This is a genomic window from Liquorilactobacillus oeni DSM 19972, assembly GCF_001436275.1.
GTDB lineage: Bacteria > Bacillota > Bacilli > Lactobacillales > Lactobacillaceae > Liquorilactobacillus > Liquorilactobacillus oeni.
This window is the reverse complement of record NZ_AZEH01000039.1, coordinates 470,710-484,729: the sequence shown is the minus strand read 5'-3', so window position 1 is coordinate 484,729 and position 14,020 is coordinate 470,710. Positions and strand designations below refer to the sequence as shown.

At 37.3% G+C, this 14,020-nt stretch carries 11 protein-coding genes; 8 read left to right on the top strand and 3 right to left on the bottom strand.

What is annotated here, in order from left to right; all coding sequences use genetic code 11:
* The first annotated feature begins 18 nt into the window (after positions 1-18).
* Complete coding sequence (locus FD46_RS07420) at positions 19-891, top strand: ATP-grasp fold amidoligase family protein (protein ID WP_057896521.1); 873 nt, start codon at positions 19-21, stop codon at positions 889-891.
* 176 nt (positions 892-1,067) lie between these two features.
* On the opposite strand, the gene FD46_RS07415 is transcribed toward FD46_RS07420, so the two are convergent.
* The gene (locus FD46_RS07415) at positions 1,068-2,444 is read right to left on the bottom strand and encodes an aspartate kinase (RefSeq protein ID WP_057896520.1); all 1,377 of its coding nucleotides are present in this window, start codon (positions 2,442-2,444) and stop codon (positions 1,068-1,070) included.
* Positions 2,445-2,552: 108 nt separating this feature from the next.
* On the opposite strand from FD46_RS07415, the gene FD46_RS07410 reads away from it, so the two are divergent.
* Complete coding sequence (locus FD46_RS07410) at positions 2,553-2,999, top strand: ASCH domain-containing protein (protein ID WP_057896519.1); 447 nt, start codon at positions 2,553-2,555, stop codon at positions 2,997-2,999.
* Between the two features lie 140 nt (positions 3,000-3,139).
* Here FD46_RS07410 and FD46_RS07405 read toward each other — a convergent pair whose 3' ends face one another.
* Positions 3,140-4,546, bottom strand: a complete 1,407-nt coding sequence (locus FD46_RS07405; RefSeq protein WP_057896518.1) for an APC family permease — start codon at positions 4,544-4,546, stop codon at positions 3,140-3,142.
* A 483-nt stretch (positions 4,547-5,029) separates the two neighbouring features.
* Here FD46_RS07405 and FD46_RS07400 point away from each other — a divergent pair, with 483 nt between their 5' ends.
* The gene (locus FD46_RS07400) at positions 5,030-6,265 is read left to right on the top strand and encodes a multidrug efflux MFS transporter (protein WP_057896517.1); all 1,236 of its coding nucleotides are present in this window, start codon (positions 5,030-5,032) and stop codon (positions 6,263-6,265) included.
* A 193-nt stretch (positions 6,266-6,458) separates the two neighbouring features.
* On the opposite strand, the gene iolG is transcribed toward FD46_RS07400, so the two are convergent.
* The gene (gene iolG / locus FD46_RS07395; protein WP_057896516.1) at positions 6,459-7,463 is read right to left on the bottom strand and encodes an inositol 2-dehydrogenase; all 1,005 of its coding nucleotides are present in this window, start codon (positions 7,461-7,463) and stop codon (positions 6,459-6,461) included.
* A gap of 760 nt (positions 7,464-8,223) precedes the next feature.
* Between iolG and FD46_RS07390 the strand changes: the two genes are divergently transcribed.
* Genes FD46_RS07390 through FD46_RS07370 form a run of 5 tightly spaced genes read left to right on the top strand, consistent with a single transcriptional unit; the run spans position 8,224 to position 13,857 of the window.
* Positions 8,224-9,171 carry an ABC transporter permease gene (locus tag FD46_RS07390; protein ID WP_057896515.1) on the top strand — a complete coding sequence of 316 codons (948 nt, stop codon included), beginning with the start codon at positions 8,224-8,226 and terminating at the stop codon, positions 9,169-9,171.
* A 19-nt stretch (positions 9,172-9,190) separates the two neighbouring features.
* On the top strand, positions 9,191-10,120 hold the full coding sequence (locus FD46_RS07385; RefSeq protein WP_057896514.1) for an ABC transporter permease: 930 nt from the start codon (positions 9,191-9,193) through the stop codon (positions 10,118-10,120).
* Positions 10,121-10,139: 19 nt separating this feature from the next.
* Positions 10,140-11,756: an ABC transporter substrate-binding protein gene (locus FD46_RS07380; protein WP_057896865.1), complete on the top strand. Its 1,617-nt coding sequence runs from the start codon at positions 10,140-10,142 to the stop codon at positions 11,754-11,756.
* 52 nt (positions 11,757-11,808) lie between these two features.
* Entirely contained in the window at positions 11,809-12,867 is a 1,059-nt protein-coding gene (locus FD46_RS07375) for an ABC transporter ATP-binding protein (protein WP_057896513.1), read from the top strand.
* Between the two features lie 33 nt (positions 12,868-12,900).
* Positions 12,901-13,857, top strand: coding sequence for an ABC transporter ATP-binding protein (locus tag FD46_RS07370; protein WP_057896512.1), 957 nt, complete (start codon positions 12,901-12,903; stop codon positions 13,855-13,857).
* Positions 13,858-14,020: the final 163 nt, after the last annotated feature.

The window sequence follows — 14,020 nt, the reverse complement described above, 5'->3', positions numbered from 1 at the left end:
AAAGGAGATGTAAAGCCTATGTTAAAACAGGATCTCTATCAAAACGGTTTAAGATTTTTGACAATTCTTAATCCAAGCTGGAACGTTAAATTTTCGTTCAAACATATTTTAAAAAACAGAATAGACTTAAAAAATCCAAAAACGTTTAATGAAAAAATATGCTGGTTAAAGTTATACGACTATCCTAATAATCAGCTGGTGATTGATTGTACTGACAAAGTAAAAGTTAGAGACTACGTAAGGAAAAAAGGGCTAGATAATATTCTAAATGAAGTTTATCAAGTCTGTGACAGTCCAGAAGAAATTGATTTTGAAAAATTACCGGATGAATATGCAATTAAATGGAATAATGATTATGGTAGCACGATTCTGTGCAAGAAAAAGACAGAAGCCGAAATCGAAAAAGAAAAAAGAAAATTGAATAAATTGGGGAACAGAAAATTTTTTCTAAACACTGCAGAACTGCATTATAGTAAAATCAAGCCTAAAATAATTGCAGAAAAGTATTTAAATGATGACAGCCAAACAGATCTGTATGACTATAAAGTTTATTGTTTTAATGGAGTTCCTTCCTTTATAATGGTTTGTTTGGAAAGACAGAGCGGGCATGCTAGATTTTACTACTATGACACGGACTGGAATTTCTTAAGATTAAACATTGATGGAAAGAAAGCAGCTGAAGATTTCAGTTTACCGAAGCCGGCATGTTTAGCAGAGCTGCTGAGAGCCGCACAAATATTATCAGAGAATTTTAAATTTGTTAGAAGCGACTTTTATATTGTCAATAACAAACCGGTTTTTGGTGAATTAACGTTTTCTCCTTCGGCTGGACTGGATGACGATTTAGAGGGCGATTTAGACACACTCTTGACTGAACACTTGATACTATAGAAGTTTGTTTAATAGAGGGTATTATAGTATTATAGGGCTTTGACAATCGTTAACTGCTATTTTTTAGAGTTTTGTAGCTTTTAGGCAAGACCTGATTATTGAAACAACACATTAGTTTGCATAACACAAAAGGGCTGAGTCAAATTATAACCTTTGACTCAGTCCCTGCTTTTTGATTAAATTTTGCTATGTGCTTCACTTTTGAAGAAGTTGTTGTAGATGTTGACCACTGCATTATCGGCATCAGCAGCTCTAGTGCCGATCATGATTGAAATTCTGGAAGCTCCTTGGTTTATCATATGGATAGCAATTTTATTCTTTGCCAGGGGCTCAATTATGTTTTCAATTACACCGACCTTAGTACGCATCCCTTCACCCACGACCATAATAATTGCGTAGTCGTCGATCCACTCAAGGGCATCTGGATGAACTGCAGCTTTGATATCAGCGCAAACCTTTTTAGTTAACTCGTCAGTCAGCTGTTTTTTGTCAAAGATGATCGTCAGGTCATCGATTCCAGAAGGCATATGTTCATAAGAGATTCCGTATTTGTAAAGGATCTGCAGAATCTTCAGGGTAAAGCCAACTTCTTTGTTGAGCAGATAACGGTGAAGATATAAAGCAGCAAATCTTTTAGAACTCGCGATTCCTGTCACTTTATGTTTGGGAGTGAATCCTTTTTCTGAAACAATTAAAGTTCCCTTTGCTTCCGGATGGTTAGTATTCTTAACGTTAATTGGAATTTTTCCTTGAATCGCTGGAATAATAGCTTCATCGTTAAAAACGGTAAAACCAGCGTATGAGAGTTCCCTCATTTCCCGATAAGTTAGTTTTTCGATAGGGGCAGGGCGATCTACTACCTGAGGATTAGCTGCATAGATTACGTCCACGTCGGTGAAATTTTCATACAGATCAGCTTTTAAACCGCGTGCCAGAATCGAACCGGTAATATCAGAACCGCCACGAGAAAAAGTAACAAGGAGGCCTTCTTCTGTGAAACCAAAGAATCCGGGAAATACCAACTTTTCATTGCCGAACTGAAGTTTTTTAAGGTTTTCATAGGTTTTCTCTAAAACAGTTGCGCTATCAGGGTCATCGGTTAAAAGAATCCCGGCTTCGCTCGGATCAACGAACCTTGCCGCAATTTTCATTTTGTTTAGACAAGCAGCAAATAACTCAGCGTTCAATCTTTCGCCGTGGGCTTTAAAAGCTGCCATTAAATATTTATTGTCTGGGAAATTAGTTTCTTGAAGTTTAAGCAGTTTTTGTTTGATGTCTAGTAAGATGGCTTCGTCAACGTTAAATTCATTTCCGATTTGGGAATAACGCTTGAAAATTTGGTCAATAATATTTTCGGTTGGTTTGTGAGTAATCACAGCGTTCGCATAGGTGATAAGAAGATCAGTAACTTTTATATCCCCCGGATACCTTTTCCCTGGCGCAGATGTAACGATGAATTGACGGCTGGGATCGCTTTTTATGATATTAATCACTTTTTTAAACTGCTGTGCATCAGCAAGCGAACTGCCACCGAACTTGACTACTTTTTTCAATGTTGGATCACTCCTATTTGTTAAGATTATGTAAGCCCCGTTGAAAATGAGTTTATCATTTTAAAACAAAATATCAACTATAAAAAATTTACTTAGTGAGGAATTGCAATGAAGAAGATAGAAAATTATTGGAAACACTTCAAAGATTCAAATGGAATTTCAGCAACACATTATTCTGCTTATGCGTTTGGGTGGCCCGCTAAAATGCAAGATGAGCTTGCTGCTTTGGTAGTGAAAGAAATTAAGACAGCAACTACATCTGCTTTGGCATTGTATGAACCTGATGAAGAAAAACCTTTTGTAGGAGAATATAATATAATCTTAGATGGTAAAGAAAATCCAGTATGTATTACACAAACAAAAATTGTTGAAGCTATTCCGTTTAACTTGATTTCGCAAGAACATGCTTATCATGAAGGCGAGGGAGATCGAAGCTATCAATTCTGGCGTAAGGCACATGAAGATTTCTTTGGACAGGAGTTTGAGAAAGCCAAAAAGTCTTTTAAAGAGGATACTCTTTGTCTTTGCGAAGTTTTTCAGGTTGTATATAAATAGATCAATAAAATTTATTAAGCAGAAAAGACTGACTATTGAAACACGTTAATATGGAAACTGCAAGAGAGTACAAAAAAGCTGGGACAAAACATAAGTTTTGATCCAGCTTTTTTAATATTATTTGAAATATGATAGCTGCACTAGTTATTTTGATTTTGGAGTTTCGAGTGCTGCAGACCATATCCGAAATAAACAATAAGACCTAATACTAACCAAAGTCCAACTGATATTTTAGTGATATTGGGCAGCATAATTATAAAATAAATGCTTGCGATGCCGGCCAAGCAAGGTAAGAAGGGATAAAGCGGCATTTTGAACCCCTTATTTTGAATATCCTGACGTTTGCGCAATGGAATGATCCCAAAGGAAATGAACGCAAAAGCAAGCAAAGTACCGGCATTAATCAACGAAGCAAGTTCTGTTAAGGGTACTAAACCTGCAAAGAATGCCTGTACGATTGTTGCGACAATGATAGCATTTTTAGGCACAACATGTTTAATACTGACAGCGCCCATTTTAGCAGGCAATAGGCCGTCACGTCCCAAAGCGTAGACTAGGCGTGAGCCACCGAAGAACATTGTGATCATTGAGGTAAAAATTCCAATCAATGCTCCGATCGTAATCAATTTGTTCCAAGTATTTAAATGGATAACTTGCAGTGCATAAGCTGCAGGATCGTCGACGTTCAGTTCAGAATAATGAACGATTCCAGTTAGGACAAATGAAAATGAAACATATAAAATGACAGAGACGATGACTGTACCCAGAATTCCTTTAACAACGTTTTTCTCAGGTTTAATGGTTTCAGCAGAATTTGCCGCCAGAGCATCAAAACCGATAAAAGCAAAAAAGACTGTAGCCGCAGCTGTTGAGATTCCACCTAGGCCGAGAGGGTGTGTCTGAAATTGTTTCGGATAGAAAGGCACATAGTTGCTGGTTTTGATGTAAAAAGCTCCTACTAAAATAAAAGCAATAATAATAGCTACTTTGATAATAACTGCAACGTTCTCTACTTTTTTTGAAAGGCTGGCACCATTAGAAATGATAAATGCAATTATCAAAACAATGACTACGGCTGAAAAATTAATAATGCCGCCTTCTAAAGGCCCAGCTTGGAGAGTCTTGGGAAGTACCAAGCCGAAAGATTCTAGAATATTATTATTGAAATAGGCGGCAAATCCTGTTGCTTCAGCAGACACAGCTAGGAAGTATTCCAGAATTAAAGCCCAGCCTAGAATCCAGCCGATAATTTCTCCATATACTACTGAACCGAAAGAATAGGCAGAACCGGCTACCGGCATAGCTGAAGAGAATTCTGCGTATGCCATTCCGACAATTCCTGAAACTATTGCAGCTAATAAGAAAGCTATTGTGACTGCTGGGCCGGCATGGAGTGCGGCTTCGTGGCCTGGCAGAATAAAAATCCCAGTTCCGATCACCGCTCCAATTCCCAATGCCAAAAGATCGCGTGCACGCAAGCTTTTAGTTAAGCGGGCATCAGCTTTCAAATAAGTACTAACTGATTCTTTTTTAAAGATATTCTTCATGTTTCCTCCTAAAACTATTGTTAATTTATCCTCAAAAATACATAATTGGTACCCGACTTGTAATACTTGAATACCAAACTAGAAAGGATAGGGTCTACTTTAAAGGACAATTTACAAATTATAACACATGATGTAATAAAGAGTCATCCCGATATTTTTATCATTAGGTCTTAACCCCAAGCTATATTTCCAGATAATAGTGGATGATATTATAAATTAAAAACAAATTGGAAGGAATCTATAAGCTGTTTTATCGTACATAGCTTTGTCACATTTTAAAGAAAACTGCAAATTAATTAATTCGCACTTCTTTTGGACTCTTAAAAAGAGTAGCAGTTAGAAACATATTACAGGCTGTTTAAATAACTTTTCAGCTTAATAGGCGTAAAATAAAATTATTTCTAAAAAAGAAACTTAGAGAGCTGAAACTGCTCTGTTTTTCATTATTGTTGGTGAAAAAAATTTTTGAAAAGGTGATCCTAAATGAGCGTATTTAGTTTTTTGAAAGATAAAACCCCGCATTCAGAATGGCAGCAAAACCTGCGTGTACTTTGGTTTGGTACCTTTATGGCAGGGATTGGGTCCAGTTGTGTCGCACCGTTTATCGCGTTATTCATTGGTCAATTAGGCCATTTTTCTAGTGCAGAGAACGCTTTTTGGAGTGGTTGGGCTTTTTCTGCACCTTTTATAACGAAAGCACTTATTTCCCCCTTTTGGGGCCGCCTTTCTGATAAATATGGACGTAAACCGATGCTGATTCGCGCTTCCTTAGGGATGTCTCTTGTAATGATGGCAACAGCATTAGCAGGCAACGTTTATGAATTGATCGGGTTACGGCTGCTTTTAGGAGTATTTAATGGTTTTATCAGTACGGCTAATACTTTGGTTGCAATTCAAGTTCCAAGAAATAAAAGCGGACAATCTTTAGGAACATTAGCGACTGGAAGTGTTTCGGGCACCTTGATCGGCCCTTTGATTGGTGGAACAATTGCCGATTTAATCGGTTATCGGTATACATTTTTAATGACTGGTCTGTGTTTATTTGTTGCTTTTTTGTTGGTAGTTTTTTTTGTACATGAACGTTTTACCCCAATAAATCAAGAGGAAGGTAGACCAACTACAAATTTTTTTAAAGCCCTGCCGCGGCGAAGAATTGTTTTAGGGATGTTTTTAACAACAATGATTATTCAAGCATCTAATAATTCAATTGAACCAATTTTAAGCCTCTATGTGCGCCAATTATTAGGCGGAAGCGGTCATGTAGCATTAGTAGCCGGAATAATCGAAGCAATCAGCGGAATTGCTACCTTATTTGCGGCGCCGTTTTTTGGCCGTTTAGGAGACCATTGGGGAACTCACTGGATTTTACTAAGCGGATTAGTTTTTTCAATGCTGGTTTTTATACCCATGGCTTTTGTACAAAATGTTTGGGAATTGGGGATATTGCGCTTTTTAGTCGGCATTTCCGATGCTGCCTTGATCCCAAGTGTGCAGACACTTCTTTCTAAAAATTCACCGCATAGAATGATGGGTGAGGTTTTCAGTTGGAATCAAAGTTTCCAAGCTGTTGGAAATGTTGTCGGACCGCAGATTGGTTCAAGCGTAGCGCGAATCGGCGGTTATCATGAAGTTTTTTTATCGACCGCTGTTCTTGTTTTGATTAATTTTTTGGCAGTCTTTAAAAACACAGAAGGCTTGCGTGAGCAACCCAAAAATTAAACTTTTATTCAAATAAGCGGCACTTTTTGGAAAAGACTGACTATTGAAACACGTTAGTATAGAAACTGCAGAAAAGTACGAAAAAAGCTGGTTCAAAAGTTATGTTTTGATCCAGCTTTTTTGTATAGCTAAAAAAGCCAGCAGCACCGTATACGTATACTGCTATTTCTGCTAGACTTCTTCAAATATGTTTTTATTTAATTACTACGGGCTGATGTGTTTTCAATGATTTCAGGCAAGCTTGAGCAATTTTAACAGCTTGCAGTCCATCAAAACCTGTCACTGCAGGCTCGGTGTGTTCAGTAATCGCTGTGTGAAAAGATTTGAGTTCATCAACATAGGCTTGAGTATAACGTTCAATAAAAAAAGTTGGAATTTTATCTAGATGTCCGCCGGCAGCATCATCAAGCTCAACGCTGCTTAAGTGGTCATTTTGAGAAAAAGCCTGTCCTTTAGAACCAAAGACACCAGCTCTTTGATCGTAACCATAGACAGCTTGGCGGCTGTTATCGATAACACCGAGAGCTCCGTTAGCAAACTTTAAGGTTACAATTGCAGTATCAATGTCGCCAACATTCCCAATGTTAGGATCGACTAAAACTGCTCCATTGGCAAAAACCTCTGTAACTTCGCTGTGGCTGAGATACCTCGCCATATCAAAATCATGGATCATCATGTCGCTGAAAAGGCCGCCGGAAACTTTAACGTAATCAAGTGACGGCGGTTCAGGGTCTCGGGAAGATATCTTTATGATCTGAGGGTCTCCTAAAGATCCGGCAGCAACATATTCGTGAATTTTGTGGAAATTATGGTCAAAACGTCTGTTGAACCCGATTTGGAGAATGACGTCATTTTCTTTTACTGCAGCAAGTACTTCTTTAATACGCTCTATCTTAGTATCGATTGGCTTTTCACACAGAATATCTTTACCGCTTTTGGCGGCGTCTATTATAATTTTTGCATGTGTATCAGTTGAAGAGGCGATCAAAACCGCTTCTATATCTTTATTATTAAGAATATCCTGATAATTTTTTGTGAATACTGGAATTTGATATTTTTCTGCGAGTTTTTCCAGCTCGCTGTTATGTGAGTCTGCAATGGCGACCAGCTCAAAATATTCTCTTAAGTTAGCAATATTCTCAATATGCATTTTTCCAATTCTGCCTGTACCGATTATCGCAATTTTTACCTTTTTCATCGCAATAGCCTCGCTTTTTCAGATGTATTTTTGTTAAGAACACGTTTTGTATCTTTTAACAAATGCCTATACAAATTTCTGTTATCTGCATCACAGTTAGTAAATATAGCTCACTAAAATTCTTTATGTCTGACTAGAATTTGAGCAGAGCTGCAGATTAATAGACTGTCACCACCTCAAATATCCATATAGAATAGGCTGAATTATCGTTTAAAGCAGCATCTTTCTTTCTATTCAACCACGCCATCAATTATCTCATCATTAACGATTATATTATAGAAAAAGACACTATTATGCGTGGATAAATATTGCATACAATTAAGAAGCATATTACGGTTTTGAAAAGCTTATGAAATTAAGCGCTTTAAAGAAGCGTAAAAACCTTAATTTTCTCGGTTAAATTGTACTGGGAAAACAAAATATTCAGTAAAAATAAATAAATATCAAAATGAATATTATAATTTTAAGTTTATTTAAATCGATTTAATGCCATTTTTATTTAATTAAATTAAAAAAAGATGGCTTTTTTGTAATTTAAATAAATTCGTTAATTAAGTTGCATGATTGTATTGACTTTAAAAATCGACAATTCTATAATTACCAGAAATTAGTAATTATTAAATTTTAATAATAATTATTAAAAAATAGTGGCATAAAGAAAGGGGCAGATAAAGGCAGCTTCAAAGGTCAAATGAATTAATAATCAGCTTGATGTATATCTATTTTATGTATTTAGTTGTAGACGAAAGGAAAAAAGCTAATGGGAAAGTATTTAATAAAGCGAATTTTAATTGCAATTCCTGTGCTTTTGATGGTTACAGTATTTTGTTTTGGAATGGTGAACTTGGCGCCCGGTGATCCTTCAGACCTATACTTATCACAAAACGCTACTCAGGTTCAAAAACAGGAAATGAAAAAGAATTTAGGGCTGGATAAACCAGTTTATGTCCAGTATGTAAAATGGTTAGGAAAAACTGCTCAAGGTGACTTGGGTTTCTCATTTGCTTCTCGGACGCCAGTTGCTGAAGTTATACCTGAAAAACTAGCTGCGACGGTGGAATTGCTTATATGTACGTTGATTCTTTCCTATGCAGTAGCCATTCCGTTGGGAATAATTTGCGCTCGTCATCAGGGTGGCTGGTTAGATAATACTATTACGGGCGTATCTTTTCTCGGAGTTTCAATTCCAGGCTTCTTCTTTGGCTTAGGAATGGTTTATATTTTTGCAGTTGAGCTGCACTGGTTGCCGACTGGTGGGATGAGCTCACTGGGACAATCATCAGGCCTTTTGGATCGTGTCAGCCATATTATAATGCCGACTATCGTTTTGTCATTATTCTATTGCTCAAATATGCTGCGTTATGTGCGTTCAAGCATGATTGATATTTTTTCAGAAAACTATATGAGGACTGCTGTTTCAAAGGGGTTGTCTAGAAAAGTTGTTTTATGGCGACACGGTTTTAGAAATGCTTTAATTCCGATTATTACAGTTATCAGTTCAGATATTCCAAAAATGTTAGGCGGTGCAGTAGTAACAGAACAGATTTTTTCTTGGCCAGGGCTTGGTCAGTTGACGATTTCTTCAATTGGATCACGGGATTATCCTATGTTAATGGCAATAAACTTGATTGCAGCAGTTGGAGTTTTAATTTGCAACTTAATAGCTGATGTTTTATATGCCGCAGTTGATCCAAGAATTCGTTATTGACGTAAAGGAGCTGTTTTTAATGGAACTTATTAGTAAAAAGTTCAACTTTGTTTCTAAAAATAAGCTGGAAGAATTAGAACAGCTTAGTCAAGTACAAGGGACAGATCAAAACAATGACAGTTATGTAAAAACTGTTTTGAAACGTTTCTTCAAAGATAAGGTCGCAACAGTGAGCTTAATAATTTTTCTTCTAATTGTTTTAGCTGCAGTTTTAGCACCGATCATAGCCCCGTATAGTCCTTCAAAATCAGTTGGTTACTTTGAAGCAGCACCATCAGGAAAGTTCTTATTAGGAACTGATGATGTTGGACGTGATGTTTTAAGCCGGTTGATTTATGGCTCGCAGGCCTCTTTAACAGTTGGTATTTTATCAGTTTTGATTTATGCAGCTATTGGAACAACGTTAGGCCTGCTGAGCGGATTCTTAGGCGGCTTTTGGGACAGCGTCATCATGAGAATTACAGATGTTTTCATGTCTTTTCCATACTTTATCGTTATTTTAGTAGTGGTCAGTTTGATCGGACCCGGTCTTTGGACAGTCACATTTGCAATTGGGTTTTTAAATTGGCCGGTTCTTTGCCGTTTGGTTCGTGGCGAAGTTATGAAATTACGCAAAGTTGATTATGTTCAAGCCGCAGTTGCTTCAGGATACAATACTTTTCAAATTGTTTTTAAACATATTTTTCCGAACACATTGGGAATTATTTTAGTAAATATGACATTCGGAATTGCTACATCAATAATAACTGAAGCATCTTTAAGTTTTTTAGGAGCTGGCGTTCAACCACCCACACCGAGCTGGGGGAATTTAATGTCGGATGCCCAATCTATAAATGTACTTGCAAATGAGTACTGGCAGTGGCTTCCGCCTGGCATTATGATTTTGCTGGCTGTTTTATCAATTAACTTTGTTGGGGACGGATTACGTAGAGCAGTTGAAGGAAAATAAGGGAGAAAAGGTGAGAACTATGAAAAAAAACAGAATTGTAAAAGCGAGCTTTTCACTACTTATAATGTGTTTGGCATTAGTACTAACTTCCTGTGGCGGCAGCAGCAGTGGAGCAAGCAGTTCTAAGACAAGTAAAAACACTTTATATGTTGGTACTACAAATGCACCTGCTGGTTTTAACCCCATTAATGAAACTGATGTAGCTGGTCAGTGGATTTTACGTATGCTGTATCCTTCTTTGCTTGATCAGCCCAAGTCTCTTCATTTTCAGGGGAATTTAGCAAAATCATTTACTACTACTGATAACCAGCATTATACGATTACGTTACGAAATGCCAAGTGGTCAGATGGTAAGGCAATCACTGCTGATGATGTTGCTTACACATTGAACCTGATCGGAAACCCGGACGTTGAAACTTCTTATGGTGCTAATATTGCACGGCTTGAAGGGGTCGATGACAGTGGTAAGACAAGCAGCAGTTCAACACCGATCAGCGGGGTTAAAGTCGTTAATAGTAAAACCTTGACTTTAACTACTAAAGCACCGATAGATCCGAACTATGTTAAGGAAATGATTGGTTTTGACCTTGTCATTGTACCAAAGCATGTAGCTGAACAATATAGTCCAAAGGATCTGGCAAATTCTAAATTTACCTCACATCCAACAGTTTCAGGCAGTGCTTACAAGTTTGTTAAATATAACCAGAACTCTTATGTAAGGTTAAAAGCAAATCCAACTTACTATAAAGGTAAAGCTAAAATTAACAATGTTTATATTAAAATCTTAACATCTAACACCTTAGTTACTCAATTAAAGTCAGGCAGCATTGATATGACAGCCGGTGGCGGTATTAGTACAATTCCAGTTGCAGATGTTGAAAGATCACTTAAGACAGATAAAAGTCTGACAGTAAAGGGTGCTCCATACTTACAAACCCAGTATATGTATATTAATAACGATAAGTTTACTAATAAAAATATGCGTTTGGCAATGACCTATGCGATTGACCGCCAGGCAATTGTTAAGAAGCTTTTCAGAGGTGAAGCTGATGTTTTGCCGACATCATATACAAAAGCAACAAAATACTACGACAGCAATTTAAAAGCTTTGCCTTACAATGTGGCAAAAGCTAAAGCATTATTGAAAAAATCAGGTTACGATGGTCACACAATTCAATTGATTGTTCCAACAGGAAATATTGCCCGTCAGCAATCTGCTAGTTTGATTCAGCAAAACTTGGAAAAAGCTGGCTTTAAGGTTAAACAAGTTTCATACGACTTCCCAACGGCTTTGGCTAAGATGAAGAGCGGCGACTACGAATTAGGTTTGTTAGGACTTTCCTTGAACTCCGATCCTGATCAAACATATTTGTATACCAAGGCTGGATCAATGAACTTTGGTAAGGTCAACGATGCAAAACTTACACAAATGTTCAGTGATGGTTTGTCAGAAACAAGTACAGCTAAGAGAAAACAGACGTATGACGATATTCAGAAGTATATGAGGGATCAAGCATTTACCGTTGGATTATATTCTGATTACCCATTTGTCATTCAAAACAAGAACTTGCAAGGCGGGAACAATTCTTTCTGGGTAGGCAGTTTGTATGACATGCAAGACTGGACCAAGAAATAAAAACAGTGTTTATTAAAATCTTCAATGTAGAAAATAATGGAGAGTGTTTATTATGGTTTCTAAAGTAGTTCTGTCGCTTAACAATCTTCATGTAAAATTTAAGACTTTATCTGGCACTGTCAATGCTGTTAGAGGAATCAGTTATGATCTTTATGAAGGCGAAACATTGGCGCTGGTGGGTGAATCCGGTTCTGGCAAGAGTGTTTCTACTAAAGCGATAACTAAAGTACTGCCCCCCAATGCCGCAATTAGCGGAGATAGTATTACGTATAAGGGGGAGAATCTGCTTAAAAAAAGCGATTCAAAAATGAACAAAATCCGGGGTAGTGAAATTGCGATGATTTTTCAAGACCCTATGACATCTTTGAATCCAATATTACCAGTTGGGTTTCAAATTGCAGAACCGATAATTGAACATCAGCATTTAAGCAAAGAAAAAGCAAAAGAAAAAGCAATTAAACTTATGGAAAGAGTGGGAATTGTTAAGGCTGAAGAGCGTTACAGCCAATATCCGCACCAGTTTTCCGGGGGGATGAGACAGCGGGTTATGATCGCTTTGGCTGTTGCCTGCCATCCGCATATTATGATTGCAGATGAACCGACAACAGCTCTGGATGTAACGATTCAAGCCCAGATTATAGAATTGCTTAAAGAACTCAACAAGGAATTCAACATGTCAACGATTTTTATTACTCATGATATGGGCGTGGTTGCAAATATTGCTGATAGGATAGCAGTTATGTATGCTGGAAAGATTGTCGAGTTTGGAACTGCAAATGAAATCTTTTTCAATCCTAAGCATCCGTATACGTGGGGGTTGTTAATGGCGGTTCCTGATGTAAATATCAAGGACCAGGACCTTTACACAATTCCTGGAATGCCGCCGAACCTGCTTCATGTTCCAAAGGGCGATCCGTTTGCCTTCAGAAATAAATATGCTTTAAATATTGATCTTGAAGAAGAGCCGCCAATGTTTAAAGTCTCGGATACACACTATGCTGCTACTTGGTTACTCGATGAAAAAGCTCCCAAAGTAGAACCTCCAAAAGAAATTCTTGACCGTTGGAAGTACTTTGAAGATCATATCGAGAATAAGCAAAAAGAAGGTTAAAAATTTAGAATTTGCTCATTAGTTGAAGGAGGCATGAGTGTGGGAACCCCGATTATTCAAGTTAAGAATTTACAAAAATTCTATAATGCCGGCAAACCCTCAGAAGTTAGAGCTGTTGATGATGTGTCATTTGATGTTTTTCAAGGTGAGACTTTTGGAATTGCTGGTGAATCAGGCAGCGGTAAAACAACCACTGGGAAGCTGATTATGAAATTGGAGGATATTACTGGAGGATCGATTGAATTTTTAGGTAAGAATATCCATGAAATTAAGGGCCGCAAAGAGACACTGCAATTTAGAAAAAACATTCAGATGATTTTTCAAGATCCTTTCGCTTCTTTAAATCCGCGCTTGACTATTAAGGAGATTATTGGTGGACCGCTTGAGCTTCACCACATGGTTTCCTCAAAAAAAGAACGTGATAAAAGAGTCGGAGAATTGCTGGAAGAAGTAGGATTAAGTGCCAACTTTGCAGAACGTTATCCAACAGAATTTTCTGGGGGGCAATGTCAGCGAATTGATATTGCTAGAGCAATTGCTCTTAAGCCCAAAATTATTATTGCTGATGAAGCAATTTCAGCTTTGGATGTTTCAATTCAAGCGCAAATTGTTAATTTGATGAGAAAGTTGAAAAGAGAAGTTGGCTTAACGTACATCTTTATCGCACATGATCTCTCAATGGTTAAATATATTAGTGATCGGATAGCTGTTATGAACCGGGGAAAGATTTTGGAATTAGGAGACTCCGAGACTTTGTATCGTCATCCGCTGCATCCTTATACTAAATCTCTGCTTTCAGCAGTGCCGGTAGCAAATCCGATTACTGAAAAAAATCGCAAAAGAATTATTTATAATCCTGACCAGCACCAATATAAAGATAGTGACGAATGCGGTTTGTTTGAAATAGGCGATAAACATTATGTTTACTGCAGCAAACAAGAGGTCGAGGGTTATAAACAGCAATTGAATAATGAATTAACAAAATCCTAGATAGCTTTAATTTTATTTTGTGGTTCAGGATTTGGGATTCTTAGTTGATTCTCAATATAGCAGCTGCATTTAGAATAAGAAGTAAAAGTGGATTACACAATCAGCCAATTAGACTAACTTTTACAGTCAATTGGCTGTAATTATTTATAGCAGACTGAGTAAA